General features: G+C 71.1%; 19 protein-coding genes and 1 pseudogene. 12 read left to right on the top strand and 8 right to left on the bottom strand.

The window, feature by feature from the left end:
- The first annotated feature begins 66 nt into the window (after positions 1 to 66).
- The 8 genes and pseudogenes from Q8R60_10515 to Q8R60_10480 all read left to right on the top strand — a co-directional run bounded on the left by Q8R60_10515 (position 67) and on the right by Q8R60_10480 (position 9329).
- Positions 67 to 1392 (top strand): aspartate aminotransferase family protein, encoded by a 1326-nt coding sequence (locus tag Q8R60_10515; protein ID MDP3712898.1) that lies wholly within the window; start codon positions 67 to 69, stop codon positions 1390 to 1392.
- A 36-nt stretch (positions 1393 to 1428) separates the two neighbouring features.
- Positions 1429 to 2352: a 2-hydroxyacid dehydrogenase gene (locus Q8R60_10510; GenBank protein ID MDP3712897.1), complete on the top strand. Its 924-nt coding sequence runs from the start codon at positions 1429 to 1431 to the stop codon at positions 2350 to 2352.
- Between the two features lie 11 nt (positions 2353 to 2363).
- Positions 2364 to 2741, top strand: coding sequence for a VOC family protein (locus tag Q8R60_10505; protein MDP3712896.1), 378 nt, complete (start codon positions 2364 to 2366; stop codon positions 2739 to 2741).
- Positions 2742 to 2796: 55 nt separating this feature from the next.
- The gene (locus Q8R60_10500; GenBank protein MDP3712895.1) at positions 2797 to 3744 is read left to right on the top strand and encodes a metalloregulator ArsR/SmtB family transcription factor; all 948 of its coding nucleotides are present in this window, start codon (positions 2797 to 2799) and stop codon (positions 3742 to 3744) included.
- The gene (gene metF / locus Q8R60_10495) at positions 3741 to 4664 is read left to right on the top strand and encodes a methylenetetrahydrofolate reductase [NAD(P)H] (protein ID MDP3712894.1); all 924 of its coding nucleotides are present in this window, start codon (positions 3741 to 3743) and stop codon (positions 4662 to 4664) included. The genes Q8R60_10500 and metF overlap by 4 nt, the downstream gene beginning before the upstream one ends.
- The gene (locus tag Q8R60_10490) at positions 4661 to 5725 is read left to right on the top strand and encodes a homocysteine S-methyltransferase family protein (GenBank protein ID MDP3712893.1); all 1065 of its coding nucleotides are present in this window, start codon (positions 4661 to 4663) and stop codon (positions 5723 to 5725) included. The genes metF and Q8R60_10490 overlap by 4 nt, the downstream gene beginning before the upstream one ends.
- A gap of 263 nt (positions 5726 to 5988) precedes the next feature.
- A pseudogene (gene metH / locus Q8R60_10485) lies at positions 5989 to 8643 on the top strand (methionine synthase).
- Between the two features lie 8 nt (positions 8644 to 8651).
- Entirely contained in the window at positions 8652 to 9329 is a 678-nt protein-coding gene (locus tag Q8R60_10480; protein MDP3712892.1) for an HAD family phosphatase, read from the top strand.
- A gap of 48 nt (positions 9330 to 9377) precedes the next feature.
- Here Q8R60_10480 and Q8R60_10475 read toward each other — a convergent pair whose 3' ends face one another.
- The 4 genes from Q8R60_10475 to Q8R60_10460 all read right to left on the bottom strand — a co-directional run bounded on the left by Q8R60_10475 (position 9378) and on the right by Q8R60_10460 (position 14617).
- Positions 9378 to 10223, bottom strand: a complete 846-nt coding sequence (locus Q8R60_10475) for a class II aldolase/adducin family protein (GenBank protein MDP3712891.1) — start codon at positions 10221 to 10223, stop codon at positions 9378 to 9380.
- Between the two features lie 50 nt (positions 10224 to 10273).
- Positions 10274 to 12787 (bottom strand): FtsX-like permease family protein, encoded by a 2514-nt coding sequence (locus Q8R60_10470; GenBank protein MDP3712890.1) that lies wholly within the window; start codon positions 12785 to 12787, stop codon positions 10274 to 10276.
- A gap of 1 nt (position 12788) precedes the next feature.
- Positions 12789 to 13601, bottom strand: a complete 813-nt coding sequence (locus Q8R60_10465) for an ABC transporter ATP-binding protein (GenBank protein ID MDP3712889.1) — start codon at positions 13599 to 13601, stop codon at positions 12789 to 12791.
- A 140-nt stretch (positions 13602 to 13741) separates the two neighbouring features.
- Positions 13742 to 14617, bottom strand: coding sequence for a RecB family exonuclease (locus Q8R60_10460; GenBank protein MDP3712888.1), 876 nt, complete (start codon positions 14615 to 14617; stop codon positions 13742 to 13744).
- A 111-nt stretch (positions 14618 to 14728) separates the two neighbouring features.
- Between Q8R60_10460 and Q8R60_10455 the strand changes: the two genes are divergently transcribed.
- From Q8R60_10455 to Q8R60_10445, 3 genes are read left to right on the top strand one after another with little or no spacing between them, the layout of a single operon-like run.
- A complete protein-coding gene (locus Q8R60_10455) occupies positions 14729 to 15106 on the top strand; it encodes a hypothetical protein (GenBank protein MDP3712887.1) in 378 nt (125 codons plus the stop codon).
- A gap of 9 nt (positions 15107 to 15115) precedes the next feature.
- Positions 15116 to 16231, top strand: a complete 1116-nt coding sequence (locus Q8R60_10450) for a M50 family metallopeptidase (protein ID MDP3712886.1) — start codon at positions 15116 to 15118, stop codon at positions 16229 to 16231.
- Positions 16232 to 16265: 34 nt separating this feature from the next.
- Positions 16266 to 17201: a tRNA (adenine-N1)-methyltransferase gene (locus Q8R60_10445; GenBank protein MDP3712885.1), complete on the top strand. Its 936-nt coding sequence runs from the start codon at positions 16266 to 16268 to the stop codon at positions 17199 to 17201.
- 232 nt (positions 17202 to 17433) lie between these two features.
- On the opposite strand, the gene Q8R60_10440 is transcribed toward Q8R60_10445, so the two are convergent.
- From Q8R60_10440 to Q8R60_10430, 3 genes are read right to left on the bottom strand one after another with little or no spacing between them, the layout of a single operon-like run.
- Complete coding sequence (locus Q8R60_10440) at positions 17434 to 18036, bottom strand: hypothetical protein (protein MDP3712884.1); 603 nt, start codon at positions 18034 to 18036, stop codon at positions 17434 to 17436.
- A gap of 19 nt (positions 18037 to 18055) precedes the next feature.
- On the bottom strand, positions 18056 to 18379 hold the full coding sequence (locus tag Q8R60_10435; protein MDP3712883.1) for a hypothetical protein: 324 nt from the start codon (positions 18377 to 18379) through the stop codon (positions 18056 to 18058).
- A 4-nt stretch (positions 18380 to 18383) separates the two neighbouring features.
- The gene (locus tag Q8R60_10430; protein ID MDP3712882.1) at positions 18384 to 18503 is read right to left on the bottom strand and encodes a ferredoxin; all 120 of its coding nucleotides are present in this window, start codon (positions 18501 to 18503) and stop codon (positions 18384 to 18386) included.
- A gap of 175 nt (positions 18504 to 18678) precedes the next feature.
- Between Q8R60_10430 and arc the strand changes: the two genes are divergently transcribed.
- On the top strand, positions 18679 to 20439 hold the full coding sequence (arc, locus tag Q8R60_10425; protein ID MDP3712881.1) for a proteasome ATPase: 1761 nt from the start codon (positions 18679 to 18681) through the stop codon (positions 20437 to 20439).
- Between the two features lie 24 nt (positions 20440 to 20463).
- Here arc and Q8R60_10420 read toward each other — a convergent pair whose 3' ends face one another.
- Positions 20464 to 21321, bottom strand: a complete 858-nt coding sequence (locus tag Q8R60_10420) for an alpha/beta hydrolase (protein MDP3712880.1) — start codon at positions 21319 to 21321, stop codon at positions 20464 to 20466.
- Between the last annotated feature and the right edge of the window lie 35 nt (positions 21322 to 21356).

Below are 21356 nucleotides of genomic sequence, written 5' to 3'. Positions count from 1 at the left end.
GCAAGCGGGCGGCTGGCGGTCCCGGGCCGAACGTGATTGCCTGGGCTCGCCAAGGAGATCCCGAGCATGAGCGCCGACTTCGGAGACAACCACCCGGATTTCGCGGCGTGGTGGATGCCGTTCACCGCCAACCGGCAGTTCAAGGCCGATCCGCGGCTGCTGACGGAGGCCAGCGGCATGTACTACCGCGCCGCGGACGGGCAGGAGGTGCTGGACGGGACCTCGGGCCTGTGGTGCGTCAACGCCGGCCACGGGCGGGCGGAGATCGCCGAGGCGGTGGCCCGCCAGCTGATGACGCTGGATTTCGCGCCCTCGTTCCAGATGGGCCATCCGATCGGGTTCGAGTTCGCGCAAGCCCTGACGAAGATCGCGCCGGCCGGCCTGGACCGGGTGTTCTTCACCAACTCTGGCTCGGAGTCGGTGGACACCGCGCTGAAGATCGCCATGGCCTATCACCGGGCGCGCGGTGAGGGGCAGCGGGTCAAGCTGATCGGGCGGGAGAAGGGATATCACGGGGTGGGCTTCGGTGGCCTGTCGGTGGGTGGGCTGGTGAACAACCGGCGCAGCTTCGTCACCCTGCCAGGGGTGGACCACCTGCCGTCGACCTATGACCTGGCGCGCAACGCCTTCTCGCGCGGCCTGCCGGTCCATGGGGCGGAAAAGGCCGACGCCCTGGAGGGGCTGATCGCCCTGCACGGGGCCGAGACCATCGCCGCGGTGATCGTCGAGCCGGTGGCGGGGTCGGCCGGCGTGCTGCCGCCGCCGGTGGGCTATCTGGCGCGCCTGAGGGAGATCTGCGACCGGCACGGCATCCTGCTGATCTTCGACGAGGTGATCACCGGGTTCGGGCGGGTCGGCGCGGCCTTCGCGTCCCAGGCCTTCGGGGTGACGCCGGACATCATGACCACGGCCAAGGGCCTGACCAACGGGGTCATTCCCATGGGGGCGGTGTTCGTGCGCCGTGCGGTGCACGACGCGGTGGTGCAGGGTCCGGAGGGCGCGATCGAGTTCTTCCACGGCTACACCTATTCCGGCCATCCCGTGGCCTGCGCGGCTGGGCTGGCGGTGCTGGAGATCTATGCCCGAGAGGAGCTGTTCGGCCGGGTCGCGGCCCTCGCGCCGCTGTGGGAGGCGGCGCTGCACGCGCTGCGCGCCGCGCCCCACGTCATCGACATCCGCAATGTGGGCCTGATGGGCGCCATCGAGCTGTCGCCCCGCGACGGAGCGCCCGGCGCGCGGGGCTATGAGGTGCTGGTGAGCGCGCTGAAGGCGGGCCTGCTGGTGCGGGCCACGGGGGACACCATCGCGCTGTCGCCGCCGCTGATCATCTCGCAGGCGGAGATCGACAAGCTGACCGGGATCCTGGGCGGCGTGCTGGCGGCGATCGCCTGAGCACGGCTATAGAAGGGCCGCCCTTCGGAGAGCCCCATGCCCCACACCGTGCTGATCTCCCACCCCATGCTGTCGCTCATGCAGGCGAGGCTGGAGGCGAAGGGCTACCGGGTCGTGCGGCGCTGGGAGATGGCCGACGGGGAGGCCCAGGCGGTGGACGCCATCGTCCATGCCGGCGAGATCTACCTGACCGCCGACTTTCTGGAGAGCCTGACCAACCTCAAGCTGATCGCCAATGTCAGCGTCGGCTATGACGGGGTCGACGTGCCCTGGTGCCGGGCGCGGGGGATCGAAGTGTCCCACGCCGACGGGCTGAACGCCGAGGACGTGGCCGACCATGCGCTGGGCCTGCTGATCGGCGGCTGGCGCAACATCGTGGCCGGCGACCGGATGCTGCGGGCGGGGCGCTGGAACCATGACCGCCTGGAGATCGGGCCGGGGCTGAAGGGCCAGCGCGTGGGGATCATGGGGCTGGGCCATATCGGCGTGGCGGTGGCCAGGCGGGTGGAGGCCTTCGGCATGACGGTGGCCTGGTGGGGACCCAACGAAAAGCCGGGCGCCGCCTGGCCCCGGGCCGAGAGCCTGCTGGCGCTCGCCCAGGACAGCGACATCCTGGTGGTGGCCTGCCGCGCCGATGTGTCCAACCGCCAGGCGGTGAACGCCGAGGTGATCGAGGCGGTGGGTCCCAAGGGGATGATCGTCAATGTCGCGCGGGGCTCGGTGATCGACGAGGACGCCCTGATCGCGGCGCTGAAAGCGGGCCGGCTCGGTCGGGCGGGCCTGGATGTGTTCGCCACCGAGCCGACGCCGGCAGAGCGCTGGGAGGGCGTGCCGAACACGGTGCTGACCCCGCACAGCGCCGGGGGCACAGTGGATTCCCTGCCCTCGATGATCGGTCAGACCTTCGAGAACCTGCGCCGCCACTTCGCCGGCGAGGCCCTGCTGAGTCCGGTCGCCTAGGAGGCAGGATCATGGCCAAAGTCCTTGGAATCGGTGGGGTTTTCTTCAAAACCTCAGACCCCGCCGCCGTGGCCGCCTGGTACCATCGGGTGCTGGGATTCGGCGGCGGCCCGTGGCCGGGCGCCATGTGGCCGCACGGGGACAAGGGCTACACCCTCTGGTCGCCGTTCAAGGCCGACACCACATATTTCGAGCCCTCGGCCTCGCCGTTCATGATCAATTTCATCGTCGATGATATGGACGGGGTGCTGGCCCGCGCCGCCGCCGAAGGGGTTGAACCCACCGGTCGCGACGACTCCGATCCCAACGGGCGCTTCGCCTGGCTGATGGATCCGGCTGGTCTGAAGATCGAACTCTGGGAGCCGGCGGTCGCCCCTCCCGAGGCTTGACATAAAGACATAAAGATATCTTTATGTGCCAATGAGTCTTTCAGCGATCCAGGCTGTGGAAGTGTTGCGCGCGGCGGGCGAACCGACCCGCCTGCGCATCCTCGCCCTGCTGTCCCACGAGGAACTGGCGGTCCTGGAGCTGTGCAAGGTTCTGGACCAGAGCCAGCCCCGTGTCTCGCGGCACCTGAAGCTGCTGGCCGAGGCCGGTCTGGTGGAGCGGTTCCCGGACGGGGCCTGGGTCTTCTACCGCCTGGTGGCCGGCGGCCTGGCGCGTCGGCTGGCCGACGAGACCTTGGCGGTGGTGGACCTCGCAGACCCCATCCTGGCCCGCGACGCCGAGCGGCTGCAGGCCGTGCGCGCCGAACGCTCCACGGAGGCCGGGGAATACTTCGCCCGCAACGCCGCGCGCTGGGACGAGATCCGCTCGCTCTACGTGTCGGAGACCGACGTCGAGGCCGCGGTTCTGGAGGCCGCCGGCCCCGGACCCTTCAAGCGTCTGGTGGACCTGGGTTCCGGCACCGGCCGCATGCTGACCCTGCTGGGGCCGCATGCCCAAGCCGCCGTTGGGCTGGATCTGTCGCAGCAGATGCTGAACATCGCGCGCCGGCATGTCGCCGACGCCGGACTGGAGCGCTGCGAGCTGCGCCACGGGGACATCTTCGGCACCCGCCTGCCGGGCCAGAGCGCCGATCTGGTGGTGGTCCACCAGGTGCTGCACTATCTGGGCGATCCCGCCGCCGCCGTGCGCGAAGCCGCGCGACTGGTGGCCGAGGACGGCCGACTGATCATTGTCGACTTTGCGCCCCACAGCCTGGAGTTCCTGCGCGAGCAGCACCAGCACCGCCGCCTCGGTTTCGCCGAGGCCGAGATGGAGCGGTGGCTGAACGAGGCGGGCCTGACCAAGGTCCGCGCCGCCGCCCTGCCGCCCGCCCGGGGCGAGGGTCTGACCGTCAAGATCTGGACCGCCGAGCGCGTCCGAAAAGCTGTAAGGAGCGCCGCATGAGTCCGCTGGAAACCGCGCTGGGACCGGTGGCGCGCGCCGGCGCCGGCCTGGCCAAGCGCCCCTCCGTCTCCTTCGAATTTTCGCCGCCCAAGGGGCCCAAGAGCGAGGAGAGCCTGTGGGAGGCCATCCGGCGGCTCGAGCCCCTGAACCCATCCTTCGTGTCGGTGACCTATGGCGCCGGCGGTTCGACCCGGGACCGCACCCACCGCACGGTGGTCCGGATGCTGCACGAGACCACCCTGCGCCCCGCCGCCCACCTGACCTGCGTGGAAGCCTCCCGCGCCGAGGTGGACGAGGTGATCCAGGACTATTGGGACGCGGGGATCCGGCACATCGTGGCCCTGCGCGGCGACCCGCCGGGATCGCTGGGCGGAGCCTATACGCCCCGCGCCGATGGCTATCAGAACGCCACGGAGCTGACCGCCGGCATCCGTGCGATCGGCGACTTCGACGTCAGCGTCGGGGTCTATCCGCAGATCCACCCGGAAAGCCCGTCGGTGGACCATGACATCGACGTGCTGAAAGCCAAGATCGACGCCGGGGCCACCCGGGCGATCAGCAACTTCTTCTTCGACATCGACGGCTACCTGCGGTTCGTCGAGAAGATCCGCAAGGCTGGCGTCACCATCCCGATCCTGCCGGGCGTCATGCCGGTGAGCGGCTATGAGGGGCTGAAGAACATGTCCCAGCGCATCGGCGTCACCTTGCCGGGCTGGCTGGGCAATCTGTTCGAGGGGCTCGACGACGACGTCGAGACCCGCAAGCTGCTCGCCTGCTCCGTCGCCGCCGAGATGTGCGCGCGGCTGGTGGAGGAGGGGTTCTCAGACCTGCATTTCTATACCCTGAACAGGGCCGACCTCGTTTACGCCATCTGCCGGGTGCTGGGCGTGCGGGAAGAGCCGACGGAGAAAGCCGCATGAGCCTGCGCTCAGAACGTATTGAAAAGCTGAAACAAATTTCGCGTGAGCGCGTGTTGATTCTGGACGGCTCCTGGGGGGTGATGTTCCAGAAGCGCAAGCTGGATGAGGCCGACTATCGGGGCGAGCGGTTCCAGGACCATCCCGGCCAGCTGAAGGGCAACAACGACATCCTGTGCCTGACGCGGCCCGATATCGTCGGCGACCTGCACGATCAGTACTACGCCGCCGGCGCCGACATCAGCGAGACCAACACCTTCTCGGCGACCACGATCGCCCAGGCCGACTACGAGCTGGAGAGCGCGGTCCGCGACATCAACTTCGAGGGCGCGCGGATCGCCCGCGAGCGGGCCGACGCCTGGACCGCCAGGGAGCCGCACAAGCCGCGCTTCGTGGCCGGCTCGGTGGGGCCGCTGAACAAGATGCTGTCGATGTCCTCGGACGTAAACGATCCGGGCGCGCGGCTGGTGACCTTCGACGAGGTCTACGTCGCCTACCGCGAACAGATGATCGCCCTGCACGACGGCGGGGTGGACATGTTCCTGATCGAGACCATCACCGACACGCTCAACTGCAAGGCCGCCATCAAGGTGATCCTGGACATGGAGGATGAGGGCTACGAGCCCCTGCCGATCTGGATCTCCGGAACCATCACCGACCGGTCGGGCCGCACGCTATCGGGCCAGACGGTGGAGGCTTTCTGGAACTCGGTGAAGCACGCCAAGCCCTTCGCCATCGGCCTGAACTGCGCGCTGGGCGCCGACCTGATGCGGCCGCACATCGCCGAGCTCAGCCGCGTCGCCGACACCCTGGTGAGCGCCTATCCCAACGCCGGCCTGCCCAACGCCTTTGGCGAGTACGACGAGGAGGCCCACCAGACGGCGCACGAGCTGCACGAGTGGGCGTCGCGCGGCCTGGTCAACATCCTGGGCGGCTGCTGCGGCACCACGCCCGACCACATTCGCCACGTCGCCGAGGCGGTGAAGGGTGTTAAGCCCCGGCAGATTCCGGAACGCCCCAAGGCCATGCGGCTGGCCGGGCTGGAGCCCTTCGAACTGGCGTAAGAGTTTCGCGTCCTTCTCCCCTTGCGGGAGAAGGTGGCCTGCGGCAGCAGGTCGGATGAGGGGTTGCACCGACCCATCCGCCGACCGCCGTCGAACACCTGGATAGTTTTGAGAGACCCCTCATCCGACCCCGCGCCGCGGGGCCACCGTCGAGAGCGAGCCGGACATGTCCGGCCATGCGGATCGCAAGAGCGAGCCGCCGCTCTCAACCCCACAAGGGGCGAAGGACGAGAGGGGACAAGAGAGCGGAATCGATGCGACCTATCTTCATAAATGTCGGCGAGCGGACCAACGTCACCGGCTCGGCCAAATTCCGTAAGCTGGTCGCCGAGGGGGACTATCCGGCGGCGCTGAGCGTGGCGCGCCAGCAGGTGGACGCCGGCGCCTCGGTGATCGACATCAACATGGACGAGGGGCTGCTGGACAGCGTCGCGGCCATGAAGACGTTCCTCAACCTGATCGCCGCAGAGCCGGACATCGCCCGGGTGCCGATCATGATCGACTCTTCCAAGTGGGAGGTGATCGAGGCGGGCCTGAAGTGCGTCCAGGGCAAGGCCATCGTCAATTCGATCTCCATGAAGGAGGGCGAGGACAAGTTCCGTCGCGAGGCGACCCTGTGCCGCAAGTTCGGTGCGGCGGTGGTCGTCATGGCCTTCGACGAGGACGGGCAGGCCGACAACCTCGAGCGGCGCACGCAGATCTGCGAGCGGGCCTACCGGATCCTCGTCGACGAGGTCGGTTTCCCCGCCGAGGACATCATCTTCGACCCCAACGTCTTCGCCGTCGCCACCGGCATCGAGGAGCACGCCAACTACGGCGTCGACTTCATCGAGGCGACCCGCTGGATCAAGCAGAACCTGCCCGGCGCGATGGTGTCGGGCGGTGTGTCCAACGTGTCGTTCTCGTTCCGCGGCAACAACGCGGTCCGCGAGGCGATTCACGCGGTCTTCCTGTTCCACGCGATCGCCGCCGGCATGGACATGGGCATCGTCAACGCGGGCGCCCTCGTCGTCTACGACGAGATCGACCCCGTGCTGCGCGAGCGGATCGAGGACGTCATCCTCAACCGTCGGCCCGATGCCACTGAGCGCCTGCTCGAGATAGCCAGTGACCACCACGGCGAGGGCACCATCGCCGAGGGTGCTGACGAGGCCTGGCGCAGCCTGCCGGTGGGGGAGCGCATCACCCACGCCCTGGTGAAGGGGATCGACGACTACGCCGAGACCGACACCGAGGAGCTGCGGCAGCTCATCGAGGCGCGCGGCGGCCAGCCGATCGAGGTCATCGAGGGCCCGCTGATGGCCGGCATGAACGTCGTCGGCGACCTGTTCGGGGCCGGCAAGATGTTCCTTCCGCAGGTGGTGAAGTCCGCTCGCGTCATGAAGAAGGCGGTCGCCTACCTCATCCCGTTCATCGAGGCCGGGAAGCACCCTGACGACGCGGCGCGCAGCAACGGCACCGTCGTCATGGCCACCGTGAAGGGCGACGTCCACGACATCGGCAAGAACATCGTCGGCGTGGTCCTGCAGTGCAACAACTACGACGTCATCGACCTCGGCGTCATGGTGCCGGCGCAGAAGGTTCTCGACGCCGCGAAGGAGCACGGCGCCGACATCATCGGGCTCTCCGGGCTGATCACGCCGTCGCTCGACGAGATGGTCTCCTTCGCCAGCGAGATGCAGCGCCAGGGCCTCACGATCCCGCTCCTCATCGGCGGCGCGACCACCTCGCGCGCGCACACCGCGGTCAAGGTCGACCACAAGTACGACGGGCCGGTCGTGTGGGTGAAGGACGCCTCGCGGTCGGTGCCCGTCGTGGCAGCGCTGCTCTCGGACGAGCAGCGTCCCGGACTGCTGGCCGACCTCAAGACCGACTACGACAGCCTGCGCGAGCGCTATGCCGCCCGCAGCGAAGCGCGCACGATCCTCCCGCTGGAGCAGGCGCGCGCCAACCGCACGCCCGTCGACTGGTCGTCCTACACCCCACCCGTGCCGCGCACGCTCGGGATCACGGTCTTCGAGGACTTCGACCTCGCCGACCTGCGCTCGTGCATCGACTGGACGCCGTTCTTCAGCTCCTGGGAGCTCAAGGGACGCTTCCCCGACATCCTCAACAACCCCGCCAGCGGCGAGGCCGCCCGCAAGCTCTACGACGACGCGCAGGAGATGCTCGACCGCATCGTCGACGAGAAGTGGCTGACCGCGAAGGGCGTCGTCGGTCTCTTCCCGGCAGCCGTCGTGGGCCACGACGACATCGAGGTCTACGACCACTCCGGCGACTCCGGCGAGGTGCTGCAGGTCCTGCGCCAGGTCCGCCAGCAGACCGAGCACCGCCCCGGTGTCCCGCACCGCTCGCTCGCCGACTTCGTCGCGCCCCGCGAGACGGGCCTCGCGGACCACGTCGGCGCCTTCGCGGTCACCGCCGGTCTCGGGTCCCAGGATCGCGTCCGGGCCTTCAAGGAGGAGCTCGACGACTACAGCGCCATCCTGCTCGAGGCCCTCGCGGACCGCCTCGCCGAGGCCTTCGCCGAGCGGCTCCACCAGCGGGTCCGCACCGAGCTGTGGGGCTACGCCGCTGACGAGGAGCTCGACAATGAGCAGCTCATCAAGGAGACCTACGTCGGCATCCGTCCTGCGCCGGGCTACCCCGCCTGCCCCGAGCACACCGAGAAGGCGACGATCTGGGAGCTGCTCGACGTCGAGGCGCGCACCGGCATCGCGCTGACCGAGAGCATGGCCATGTGGCCCGGTGCGTCGGTGAGCGGCCTGTACTTCAGCCACCCGCAGTCGCAGTACTTCGTCGTCGGCGCTCTCGGTCGCGACCAGGTCACCGACTACGCCGCCCGCAAGGGCTGGACGGTGGCCGAGGCCGAGCGCTGGCTGGCCCCGAACCTCGGCTACCGCACTGACGACGAGTGACCCTCGCCGTGACTGCCCGGGTGACCGGACCGGCTGCGGTCCTGTGGGACATGGACGGCCTGCTCGTCGACAGCGAGCCGCTCTGGACGGTCGCGGAGGTCGAGCTCGCCGCGCGCCTCGGCGGGGAGTTCACCGACGAGCTCAAGGCCGCGATCGTCGGGACCCGCCTCGAGGTCGCGGTCCCGACGATCCTGCGCTGGTACGACGCTGACGACGGCCCCGACACCGTCGCCGAGACGTCGGCCTGGCTGCTCGCCCGCATGGTGGAGCTGTTCGAGGTCGACCTGCCGCTGCTGCCGGGGGTGGCCGGTCTGCTCGCGTCACTGCGCGACGCGGGCGTCCCGCTCGCGCTCGTCTCGTCGTCCTACCGGGTGCTCGTCGACGCCGTGCTGGCCCACGGGATCGGTCCCTTCGACGTGACCGTCGCGGGCGACGAGGTCGAGCAGGGCAAGCCGCACCCGGAGCCCTACCTGACGGCCGCGGCGCGGCTGGGGGTCGACCCGCGCGACTGCGTCGTCATGGAGGACTCGCCCGCCGGGGTGGCGGCCGGCGAGGCAGCCGGCTGCGCCGTCGTCGCCGTACCGTCGGTGCCCGGTGTGTCCTTCGCCCCCGCCCCGCGCCGCCTGGTGGTCCCCTCGTTGGCAGCCGTCACCCTCGACGCCCTCCACACCCTCGTTGCGTCATAACTGCACAAGCCTGGCAGCTCCTGAGCCGCTATGACGTTGCGGAGGGAATCAGTCGTAGATGTCGGGGTTGTCCTTGGAGATGCGCTCCCAGATCGGCTGGAACTGGAACCAGCCGGCGAACTCGAAGCCGACCTGCCCGCGGGTCTGCTCCGCGGCGTCGTGCGGGATCTGGCGGGGCGTGCCGGCGGCGTAGGCCATGAGCTGGGCCTGGGCGGTGCGCTCGAGGGTGAGGAACCACCAGGCGGCGCTGTCGACGGTCTCGCCGACCGTGAGCATCCCGTGGTTGCGCAGGATGACCGCCTTGTGGGCACCGAGGGAGGCGCCGATCTTCTTGCCCTCCTCGGGGTCGAGCACGACGCCGGTGTAGTCCTCGTGGATGCCGATGTCGTCGTAGAAGGCGCAGGCGTCCTGGGTGATGGGCTCGACGGTCATCGGCAGCGACGACAGCGTCTTGCCGTAGGGGCCGTGGGCGTGGGCCGCGGCGATGACGTCGGGGCGGGCGGCGTGGACCGCGCAGTGGATGGCGACGGCCGCGCCGTTGACCGCGCGGGTGCCCTCGACGACGTTGCCGGCGTGGTCGACGCGCACCAGGTCGGACTGCTTGATCATCGAGAAGTGCATCCCGAAGGGGTTCACCCAGTAGGAGTCGGTGTGCTCGGGGTCGCGCGCCGTGACGTGACCGGCGACGCCCTCGTCGAGCCCGGCCTTCGAGAACATCCGGAACGCCGCAGCGAGGCGGACCTTGCGGTGGTAGCGCTCCTCCTCGACGGTGTCGTAGGTGACCGGCAGCGGCATCGTCAGCTGCGGGCCGACGGCCAGCGAGGCGACGTCGTCGGGCAGGTGCGCGGCGGTGACCAGCTCGTCGGCGTGAGCGGCAGCGGTGTCGGTCGTCATGTCGTCCTCCGGGAGGGGCTGTGGTGCGTGGCCCCAGTGTGCCGCACGTGTCACGTCGTGGCGATGGCCTGCAGCACGTCGAGCCGGGCGGCGCGACGTGCGGGGAGGACCGCCGCGACGACCCCAGCGACGGCGGCGGCGAGCGCGAAGAGCGCGAAGCGGCCGACCGGCACCTGCAGCTCGGTGATGCCGTCGTCGGCGAGCGCGCGCTGCACGGCGATCCCCAGGGCGGTGCCCACGACGAGTCCGAGCGCGGTGCCGAACAGCGACACGACGACCGCCTCGACCCTGACCATCCGGCGCATCTGCGGCCGGGCCAGGCCGACGGCGCGCAGCAGGCCGAGCTCCCGGGTCCGCTCCAGGACCGACAGCGCAAGGGTGTTCACGATGCCGAGCACCGCGATGAGGATCGACAGCAGGAGCAGCACGCTGATGATCGTGAGGACCACGTCGATGTTGCCCGCAACGTCGTCGGCGAACTCGCCGCCGGTGGCGGCCTCCACCGTCGGGAACGCCTCGAGGGAGGTGTCCACCGCGGTGCGCAGCTCGGCGGCGGACACCCCGTCCGCGGCGTTGACCAGCACGACGCCGTCGAGGTCGGTGGCGAAGTCCGCGCCGGCGGTGGCGTCGAGCAGGTAGGGCCCGACCAGCTGGTTGTCCGCGTAGACGCCTCCGACCCGGTAGTCGCGCACGGCACCGCGGGCGAAGGTCACCGGCGCCGTGTCACCCGTCGACAGCCCGCGGGCCTCCGACTCGGACTCCGACAGCAGCAGTACGCCCGGCGCGAGGCTGAGGTCGCCGTCGACCTCGTCCAGCGTCAGGCTCCGATCGAGCGCGGCGTCCGACACCGCGGTGACGAAGGTGACCTGCTCGCCGATCTGGACGAGGTCGAAGCGCAGGACGTCGGCCGTCTCGACCTCGTCAAGGTCCTTCAGGGTCGCAGCCACAGCGGCCGAGAAGCCGTCGAACCTGCCCTTCTGCTGGACCACCAGGTCTGCCCCGACGGCGCCCTGGACGATCTTCTCGACGGTCGCCTTGGCCGACGAACCGAGGATGGACACGGCGCTGACCAGCGCGAGGCCGATCATCAGCGCGGCCGCGGTCGAGGCCGACCGGCGCGGGTTGCGCATCGCGTTGAGCCGGCCCAGGCGACCGGGCACACCGCGGGCTAGCGGGGCGCCGAGGAGCCGTGCGGCGGGCCGGGACAGCAGCGGCGACAGGCCGGCGACCCCCAGGAAGGCCAGCACGGCACCGAGCCCGAGCACGGCGAGCTCGCCCTGCAGGCCCACCCCGATGGCCACGACCCCCAGCACGAGCAGCCCCGCGCCGATCGTCGACCCGCGCCGCAGCGAGTGCTCCGGGGCTACCGCGTCGCGCATCGCGGCGACCGGCGGCACGGCAGAGGCCCGACGCGCGGGGAGCAGTGCCGCCACGGCGGTCACGACGATGCCGACCACGAAGCAGGCGACGACGGTGGAGGTCTGCACGACCAGGTCGCCCTGGGGCAGCGAGCCGCCGACGGCCCGGATGAGGCCCTGCAGGCCGACAGCGACGAGCAGTCCGGTGCCGAGGCCCACGACCGACGCGACGAAGCCGACGACGAGCGCCTCCACGAGGACGCTGCGGATCACCTGGCCGCGGCTGGCACCGAGCGCCCGCAGGAGCGCGAGCTCGCGCTGGCGCTGCGCGACGAGCATCGTGAAGGTGTTGAAGATGAGGAAGCCGCCGACGAACAGCGAGATGCCGGCGAAGACGAGCAGGAAGGTGTTGACGAAGCCGAGCGCGTCCTTGATGTCACCTGCGGTCTCGTCGGCGCTCTGCTCACCCGTGACGGCCTCGGTGCCCGCGGGCAGTACCGCGGCGACCCGGTCGCGCAGCTCCTCCCGAGACACGCCGTCCTCGGCCGCGGCGCGCACCACGTCGTACTCACCCGGTCGTCCGAGCAGCTGCTCCGCGACCCCCTGGTCGAGCGCGACGATGCTCGTCCCGGCGAGGTTGTCGTTCTCCCCGAAGCCGAAGACGCCGCTGACCGTGAGCTCCTTGCGGCCCTGGGCCAGGATGACGCTGACGGTGTCGCCGACCTCGAAGCCGGTGGCCTCGGAGGTCGCGGCGTCGAGCGCGACCTCACCCGGGCCCTCTGGGGCCTCACCGGAGCGCAGGGTGAACGACGACGTCAACGGGTCGGCGTCGTAGTTGAGCCCGAAGGTGGGTGCGCCCCCGGTGCTGTAGGGCTCGCCGTCGGCGTCGACGACCTGGGCGTAGCCGGACACGTCGCCGACCACCGCGGTGACGCCGTCGACCGCCCGGATCGTGTCGAGCACGGACACGGGCACGGGTTGCCGGGCGGCCTCGCCCTGGTTGCCGGCGTCGAAGGCCTCCTTGCCGCGGACCTCCACGGCGGTCTTGGCGTTGACGCTCGCGAACAGCTCGTCGAAGACCCGGCCCAGGGTGTCGGTGAGCACGAGCGAGCCACTCACGAAGGAGACGCCGAGCACGATCGCGGTCGCGGACAGCAGGAGGCGCAGCTTGCGGGCCAGCAGCGACCGGAACGTCGCGCGCAGCACCTCAGGCCTGCTCGAGGGTCTTGAGGGTGTCGAGCACCCGCTCCGCGGTCGGCTCGCGCAGCTCACCGACGAGCCGGCCGTCGGCGAGGAAGACGACCCGGTCGGCGTAGGACGCAGCGACCGGGTCGTGCGTGACCATCACGACGGTCTGGCCGAGGTCCTTGACCGAGCTCCGCAGGAACCCCAGCACCTCCGCGCCGGCGCGTGAGTCGAGGTTGCCGGTGGGCTCGTCGGCGAAGACGACCGCGGGGCGCGACACCAACGCGCGAGCGCAGGCGACGCGCTGCTGCTGCCCGCCCGAGAGCTCCGCCGGACGGTGCCCGAGCCGGTCGCCCAGCCCGACCGCCCGCACCACCTCCTCGAACCACGACGGGTCCACGTCGCGTCCGGCGATGTCCAGCGGCAGCGTGATGTTCTCCCCGGCGGTCAGGGTCGGCAGCAGGTTGAACTGCTGGAAGACGAAGCCGACCCGGTCGCGGCGCAGCGCGGTCAGCGCCTTGTCGGCGCGCTTGTCCTGCCGACGACGCCGCAGCCAGGTCCGCCAGCCACGCACCGGCGGTGGCGAGAGCTCCGACAGGTCGACGTCGCCGACCCAGCTCTGCCCGCTGGTCGCACCGTCGAGCCCGGCCATGACGTGCATCAGGGTCGACTTGCCGGACCCGGACGGCCCCATGATCGCGGTGAACTCGCCGCTCGCGAACTCGAGCGTCACGCCGTCGAGCGCGCGCACCTCGGTGTCGCCGGACCCGTAGACCTTGACCAGGTCGATGGTGCGGGCGGCTGTCGTCACGGTCACTCCCAGTGCTGTCGTCATGCGGGAACCCTGGCCGGGGTCAGGCGGCAGCACACCAGGGCAGGACCCCGAGCGCACCCTGGTTTCCTACCTCAGGGACACGACGGGGGAGTACGCCGGAAACCGCCGGTGCCCGAGTCGTCCCCGTCTGACGCCCCTGTCTACTCCGCTGTGTCCTGCGCCGGGATCGCGGCGGTCGACGACAGCGCCAGCCGGGACACGGCGTCCTCGGGCCAGGCCGGCGGCGTCCCGCCGAACTCCGGGCACAGCGCCTGGTGGTCGCACCAGTCGCAGAGCTTGGACGCCCGCGGCGGGAAGTCGCGCAGCTGCGTGGCCCGCTCGATCGCGGCCCACAGGGCCAGCAGCTTGCGCTCGGTGGCGAGCAGGTCCGCCTCGTCGGGGACGTAGCGCAGGACCTGGGTGTCGCCGAGGTACATCAGCTGCAGCAGCGCCGGGATGCTGCCGCGGGTGCGCCAGATGACGAGCGCGTAGAACTTCATCTGGAACAGGACCTTGCCCTCGTACGCCTCGTTGGGCGAGCGGCCGGTCTTGTAGTCGACGATGCGCAGCCGGCCGTCGGGGGAGACGTCGAGGCGGTCGACGATGCCGCGCAGGCGCAGACCGCCGTCGAGGACGACCTCGACGTAGGACTCCCGCTCGGCCGGCTCGTAGCGCCGCGGGTCCTCGAGGGTGAAGTAGCCGTCGAGCAGGCCCTTCGCGCTCACCAGCCAGGCCGCCAGCTCGGTCTCGTCGGCGAACAGCCCGGCGACCTCGGGCTCGGCCTCGACGAGGCGGTCCCACTCCGGCTGCAGCAGGGCTGCAGCAGCCTCAGGGGTCCGCTCGTCGGCGGGCAGGTCGAACAGCCGCTCCAGCACCGAGTGGACGAGCGTGCCGCGGGTCGCCGCCGACGACGGCGGCGAGGGCAGCCGGTCGATCGTGCGCAGGCGGAACAGCAAGGGGCAGGTCATGAAGTCGCCCGCGCGCGACGGCGACAGCGACCCCACGACGGGCAGTGGAAGGTCGACGGCAGCGGACATGGCGCCAGGGTAGGTCCGGGCTGGGACAAGACCGGGGACGCGCGCCACCCCCTGTGGACGACGCCGGTGGTGGCAGGCTCCGGGAGTCGGGTCAGGTCAGGGAGGCGGTGCGTGATGACAGGGGACCGCGAGCTCGCCGCCGTGCTCACCGCGCTCGCGGGGGTGCGCGCGGGTCAGTCCGTGGTGGTGCTCGGCGGCGGTGACGTCCTGCGGCGCGCCCTGCTCGCGGGTGCCGGACCGGTCGAGCCGGACGAGCCGGACGAGCCCCCGGCCGCCTCCCGCGCCGCTGACGTGGCGGTCGCGGTGGCCGCGCACGACGTGCCCGCAGCCGTGCTGGCCCTCGCCCCGGGTGGCCGGTTGGTGGCCGTCGCGGCCGACGCCGCCGCCGCCGCGCGGACCGCCGCCCTGCACGGCGTCGACCTCCACCACGTGGCCCCCGTGGGCAGTCGGGTGGCCTGGTCGGGCAGGACACCGAGCAACGCCACGTAAGGTGCGGGGGTGACCCCGAGAGGAGGCCTGCAGGTCGGACGCGTCCTCGGCGTACCCGTCCTGGTGGCCCCGTCGTGGTTCCTCTTCGCGGCCTTCATCGTGCTGCAGTTCGGCCGGCAGCTGCAGGACGAGACGACGACCGCGCGGGCCTACGGCATCGCCGCAGGTCTCGCGCTGCTGCTCGGCCTGTCGGTGCTGCTGCACGAGATCGGGCACTGCGTCGTCGCCCGGCTGCTCGGCCTGCCGGTGAAGTCCATCACCATCACCCTGCTCGCCGGCCTCACCGAGATCACCGAGCCCCCCCAGACCCCGGCGAGGGAGTACGCCGTCGCGATCAGCGGGCCGATGGTCTCGTTGCTGCTCTGCAGCGCTGGCGCAGCGCTGGTCGTCGGTGACGCCTTCGCCGAGGGTTCCGTGGCAGCCGCGATCTGCCTGCTGCTGACCTACGTCAACGGCGCCGTCGCCGTCTTCAACCTGCTGCCGGGCCTGCCGCTCGACGGCGGGCGGGTCGTGCGCGCCGTCGCCTGGCACCTCGGTGGCGACGCCGAGCGGGCCACCCGTGCGGCGGCCCGCGCCGGACAGGCGGTGGCCCTCGTCGGCGTACCCGTCCTGCTCGTGGGCATCGTGCCGGCGGCGCTCGACTACGACGTGGGCATCTTCGAGGTGCTGGTCTCCGCGCTCATGTCCGCCGTCATCTTCTCCGGCGCGACCGCGGCCCTGCGGCGGTCGCAGGTGATGACCAAGCTGCCCGAGGTCAGCGTCGTGGCGCTCGCCCGACCGGCCATCCGGGTGCCCTCGACCCTGCCGCTGTCCGAGGCCGTGCGACGTGCCCAGGAGGCCGGGGTGAGCGGGGTCGTCGTCGTGGACTCCGCCGACCGGCTCGAGGCTGTCGTCAACGAGGCCGCGGTCCTCGCGACGCCCGAGGCGCGTCGGCCCTGGGTCACCGTCGGGACCGTCGCTCGCCGCATCGTCGACGGCATGGTGCTCGACCCGACCCTGTCGGGGGAGCCGCTGCTGGAGGCGCTGCGGCGGCACCCCGCGACGGAGTACGTCACGTCCGACCCGGCCACCGGCGAGGTGCGGGTGGTGTCGGTCGCCGACGTCGCCAAGGCCGTCACGCCCTGAGGCACTCCCTGGGGCCTACTAGCCTCGACTCCTTGTGACCACAGGAGCGGAACGACGCCGCGGGCCCCTGCGCCCCGACGACCAGGTGCAGCTGACCGACCCCAAGGGGCGGATGCACACCATCACGCTCGAGGCGGGCAAGCAGTTCCACACCCACAAGGGGATCCTCGAGCACGACAGCCTGCTCGGCGGGCCCGAGGGCGTCGTCGTGCGGATAGGCGTGACGGAGTACCTCGCCCTGCGCCCGCTGCTGCCGGACTACGTCCTGTCGATGCCGCGCGGCGCCCAGGTCGTCTACCCCAAGGACAGCGCCAACATCGTCGGGATGGCCGACGTCTTCCCCGGCGCGCACGTCATCGAGGCGGGCGTGGGGTCCGGCGCGCTGTCCATGTCGCTGCTGCGCGCCGTGGGTGACGGGGGTCGGTTGTCGTCGTACGAGCGCCGCCAGGACTTCGCCGACATCGCCCGGGCCAACGTCGAGCGCTTCTTCGGCGGGCCGCACCCGGCGTGGTCCATCACGGTCGGGTCGCTGCAGGACGAGCTCGACGAGACCGACGCCGACCGCGTGGTCCTCGACATGCTCGCGCCCTGGGAGTGCCTCGACGCGGTGGCCCGCGCCCTGCGCCCCGGCGGCGTCTTGTGCTGCTACGTCGCGACCACCACCCAGCTGTCGACCACGGTCGAGGCGATGCGCGCGCACGGCAGCTTCACCGAGCCGGAATCCTGGGAGACGATGGCCCGCGGGTGGCACGTCGAGGGGCTCGCGGTCCGGCCGCAGCACCGGATGGTCGGCCACACCGGCTTCCTCTGCACGACCCGCCGCCTCGCCGACGGGGTGGAGCCGCCGCTGCGCCGGCGCCGGCCGTCCAAGGGGATGTACGGCGAGCCCGTGACCGAGTCGACGGACACCTCCGCGGACGCACCCGACCCCTCCGCACCGAAGACCCCCTTCCGGCCGCAGCTGCCGTAGGGCGGCTCTTGCGGTCCTTCCTGCTTCCAGTCCTCGCTCCACTGGCGCTGGCGCTGCGGGAGCAGGCTGGTAGCGGCGCGGGACTGGAAGCAGCAAGGACCTCCGGCGGGACTGCGTGCGCTCGAGAGGGCCTTGTCGCCGCCACGGCGGGTCGGGGCGCGTCACCCGGGGCGCGGCCGCCACCTGCACGCACTTCCGCCGCACCCCGCTCTGGCGGGGCGCTCCCGCGGGGTCAGGTGCCGAACAGACCGCTGCCGCCCTCGCGGACCTGATCGGCCGGGGGCGGCTCGATGTCGAGGTCGTCACCGAAGCGCGACAGCTCCAGGGTGCTGCGCACCTGACTGCGGCCCTCGTCGTCGACGAGCACCAGCTGACGCAGCCGGCCCTCGTCGTCGACCGACATCTGCGCCTCGACCTCGTCGGTCTCATCGGCCCCGGCCAGCGCGTCGGCATCGTCGGCAGCGCTGTCGTTGTCGCCGTCGCTGTCGCTGGCCGGGTCGGTCAGCGCCACGACCACGCGCCGCACCTCGTCGTCACCGACTCGGCCGTCGGGCAGCTCGCGCACGACCCGCGCGTCGGCCAGCAGGTCGCGCAGTCCCGCCTCGGTGCCCAGCAGCTGGGCGCTCTGCTCGGCGTCGGTGTCGCTGCGCAGCCAGACCGCCTCGTCGGAGGGCTCCGCACCCAGCTCGTCGCGGGCCAGTGCCTCGGGCGACGGGAACCGCGTCCACGTGTCGTCCCCGATCGTGACGACCCCGAAGGACACCCCCTGCCCGGACGGTGACGACGTCGACACCTCGAAGCGGAAGGCCTCCTCACCGAGGTCCACGTCGAGCACGGCGCGGTCGGGCGACGCGTCACCCTCGGTCTCGTCGGCGCAGCTCGACGCGGTAGCTGCCGGTGGCCAGGGTGGCGGCCACGACGTCGGCCGGCACGGTGGACACCGGGCGCAGCTCGAGAGCCACGGCGCTGACGGCTCCGGCGAGCAGCACCACCGCTGCTGCGGCCGTCAGCGGGGTCCGCACGTCACGGCGGGGCTGCCAGCCGAGGACGGTGCGGGCGACGTCGACCGGACCGCGCCGAGGACCGGGCTCGACCCCCAGGACGTCGCCCTGCTGCAGGTCGACCGGCCCGCCGCTGATCGTGACGAGCGGCCGCGGCAGGCCCTCGTCGTCAGTCACGGGGTCAGGCGGACAGCCGTGACGGCACGGCCGGCATGCCGATGAACACCTCGGGGGCGTACTGCACGCACAGCCCGTCACCGGTGCACAGGTCCTGGTCGACGCGGACCAGCTCGTCGGACACACCCGCACAGTACGGCGAAAGCCGCCCGCCCACCCGTCGCAGGTGCGCGTGACCCTCAGCGCACGGCCCGCGCTGCCGATGGGTACCCGCACGGCACGGCGAACGGCGGAGCCGTTGGCGACGTACGTAGGATGCGAGCGAAGGACGCCCGACTGCGTGACGGGATGGTGACAGCGTGGCAAGCACACGTTCAGGGAGCTCCGAGGAGCGCCCGCGTGAGGTCTCGGACCTGACCGCGCAGGTGGCGCACCTCGAGGAGGAGATCGCCGTCCTGCGGCGCCGCCTCTCCGACTCCCCGCGCCAGGTCCGCCAGCTCGAGGAACGTCTCGCCCAGGCCCAGGAGTCACTCGCCGGCGCGTCCGGGCAGAACGACCGGCTCGTCAACACCCTCAAGGAAGCACGCGACCAGATCGTGGCGCTGAAGGAGGAGGTCGAGCGGCTCGCTCAGCCGCCGAGCGGGTACGGCGTCTTCCTGTCGCGCCACGACGACGACACCGTCGACGTCTTCACCGGTGGCCGCAAGCTCCGTGTGACCGTGAGCCCCGAGGTGGAGCTCGACGACCTGCGCCGTGGCCAGGAGGTCATGCTCAACGAGGCCTTGAACGTCGTACGTGCTCTGGCCTTCGAGAAGCAGGGCGACGTCGTCGTTCTCAAGGAGGTCCTCGAGGGCGGGGACCGCGCGCTGGTCGTCGGTCACACCGACGAGGAGCGGGTCGTGATGCTCGCCGACTCGCTGCTCGACACGCCCATCAAGGCCGGTGACTCGCTGCTGCTGGAGACCCGCAGCGGCTATGTCTACGAGCGGATCCCCAAGAGCGAGGTCGAGGAGCTCGTCCTCGAAGAGGTCCCCGACATCGACTACTCCGACATCGGCGGTCTCGCGTCGCAGATCGAGGCGATCCGCGATGCGGTCGAGCTGCCGTTCCTGCACAAGGAGCTGTTCAAGGAGCACCAGCTCCGCCCGCCCAAGGGCGTCCTGCTCTACGGCCCGCCCGGCTGCGGCAAGACCCTCATCGCCAAGGCGGTGGCGAACTCCCTGGCGAAGAAGGTCGCGGAGGTCACCGGCAAGCCCGAGGGCCGCGCCTACTTCCTCAACATCAAGGGCCCGGAGCTGCTCAACAAGTACGTCGGCGAGACCGAGCGCCAGATCCGGCTGATCTTCCAGCGGGCCCGCGAGAAGGCGTCGGAGGGCACGCCCGTCATCGTCTTCTTCGACGAGATGGAGTCCATCTTCCGCACCCGCGGGTCCGGCGTGAGCTCCGATGTCGAGACCACGATCGTGCCGCAGCTGCTGGCCGAGATCGACGGCGTCGAGACCCTCGAGAACGTCGTCGTCATCGGCGCCTCGAACCGCGAGGACATGATCGACCCGGCGATCCTGCGACCCGGTCGCCTCGACGTGAAGATCAAGATCGAGCGGCCTGACGCCGAGGCGGCGAAGGACATCTTCGGCAAGTACCTCGTCACCGAGCTGCCGCTGCACGCCGAGGACCTCGCCGAGCACGGCGGCTCCCGCGAGGCCACGCTGGCCGCGATGGTGCAGGGCGTCGTCGAGCGCATCTACACCGAGGGGGAGGAGAACCGCTTCCTCGAGGTGACCTACGCCAACGGTGACAAGGAGGTCCTGTACTTCAAGGACTTCAACTCCGGCGCCATGATCGAGAACATCGTGGCCCGCGCCAAGAAGATGGCCATCAAGGACTTCCTCGAGACCACGCAGAAGGGGCTGCGGATGCAGCACCTGCTCACCGCGTGCATCGACGAGTTCAAGGAGAACGAGGACCTGCCCAACACCACCAACCCCGACGACTGGGCCCGGATCTCGGGCAAGAAGGGCGAGCGGATCGTCTACATCCGCACGCTCGTCACCAGCGCCAAGGGCACGGAGACCGGCAAGTCCATCGACACCATCTCCAACACCGGCCAGTACCTCTAGGGCCGCAAGGAGTACGCCGCGGCGTTACAGCGTCGCGAGCGCCTCGCGCAGCGCACCGATCGCCTCGGTGCGCGGGTCGAGGTGCTCGAAGTGCCCGCCGGCGACCCGTCGTAACTGCGCGGTGGGGTCGCGCCGGAGGTAGGCCTCGCTCTGGCTGATCGGGACGACGCTGTCGTCGACACCGTGGACGAGCACGGTGCGGACCCCTGACGGCGCGAGCTGGGCCGGGTCCGCGACGGCGTAGCGGTCCGGGTGGTCACGTGGCGAGCCGTCGAGCAGCGCCGCGACCGCACCGCCGCCGAGGCCGAGGCGGTGGGCCTCGACGAGGTCGGCCACCGGGGCCTGCGCCACGCACAGCGCCGGCACGACCGCGGGGGTCCGGACCGGGTGGCCGTCCGGCAGCCGCGGCCGGCTGGCGAGCCACAGCGCGAGGTGTCCGCCGGCGGAGTGGCCCGCGACCGCGACGCGCGACCGGTCGACCCGGTCGGCGTGGACCCCGGTGACGAGGTGGTCGTAGGCCTGTGCGGCATCGGTGAGGGTCGTCGGGAAGGCCGTCGTGGAGGGGCGGTAGTCGAGGTTCCAGACGAGGAACCCGCGGCCGGCGAGGTCCGCGGCGAGGGCGTCCTCGAGGGTCCGGTCGAAGCCGGCCCGCCAGTAGCCGCCGTGGACCAGCACGACCGTCGGCAGCGGCCCGGTGGCGCCCGGTGGCACCCACCACTCGCCCTCGCCGCTCGCGTGGTCGGCGAAGCGGTCGATGGTGCGCGTCGTGCCGGCGACGACGACCGGATCCGGGGCGGTGCGGGCGAGCTCGCGCAGCCCCAGCAGGCCCGCGGCACCGGCGACGGCGGCCCCGAGCACCCCGAGCGCCCGTCGTCGCGTCATCCGACCATCCTGCACGGTGGAGGCGTTCGCCCGCG

The organism is Mycobacteriales bacterium (assembly GCA_030697205.1).
Lineage (GTDB): Bacteria > Actinomycetota > Actinomycetes > Mycobacteriales > SCTD01 > JAUYQP01.
The sequence above is the reverse complement of the archived record's forward strand: the minus strand, read 5'-3'. Positions and strand labels throughout refer to the sequence as shown.

What these genes read in the sequence shown, in the direction of transcription:
- Q8R60_10465 (MDP3712889.1), bottom strand. Translation starts at nt 13,601, where the DNA reads ATGACGACAGCACTGGGAGTGACCGTGACGACAGCCGCCCGCACCATC.
- Q8R60_10460 (MDP3712888.1), bottom strand. Translation starts at nt 14,617, where the DNA reads ATGTCCGCTGCCGTCGACCTTCCACTGCCCGTCGTGGGGTCGCTGTCG.
- Q8R60_10505 (MDP3712896.1), top strand. Translation starts at nt 2,364, where the DNA reads ATGGCCAAAGTCCTTGGAATCGGTGGGGTTTTCTTCAAAACCTCAGAC.
- Q8R60_10510 (MDP3712897.1), top strand. Translation starts at nt 1,429, where the DNA reads ATGCCCCACACCGTGCTGATCTCCCACCCCATGCTGTCGCTCATGCAG.
- Q8R60_10515 (MDP3712898.1), top strand. Translation starts at nt 67, where the DNA reads ATGAGCGCCGACTTCGGAGACAACCACCCGGATTTCGCGGCGTGGTGG.
- Q8R60_10490 (MDP3712893.1), top strand. Translation starts at nt 4,661, where the DNA reads ATGAGCCTGCGCTCAGAACGTATTGAAAAGCTGAAACAAATTTCGCGT.
- Q8R60_10475 (MDP3712891.1), bottom strand. Translation starts at nt 10,223, where the DNA reads ATGACGACCGACACCGCTGCCGCTCACGCCGACGAGCTGGTCACCGCC.
- Q8R60_10420 (MDP3712880.1), bottom strand. Translation starts at nt 21,321, where the DNA reads ATGACGCGACGACGGGCGCTCGGGGTGCTCGGGGCCGCCGTCGCCGGT.
- metF (MDP3712894.1), top strand. Translation starts at nt 3,741, where the DNA reads ATGAGTCCGCTGGAAACCGCGCTGGGACCGGTGGCGCGCGCCGGCGCC.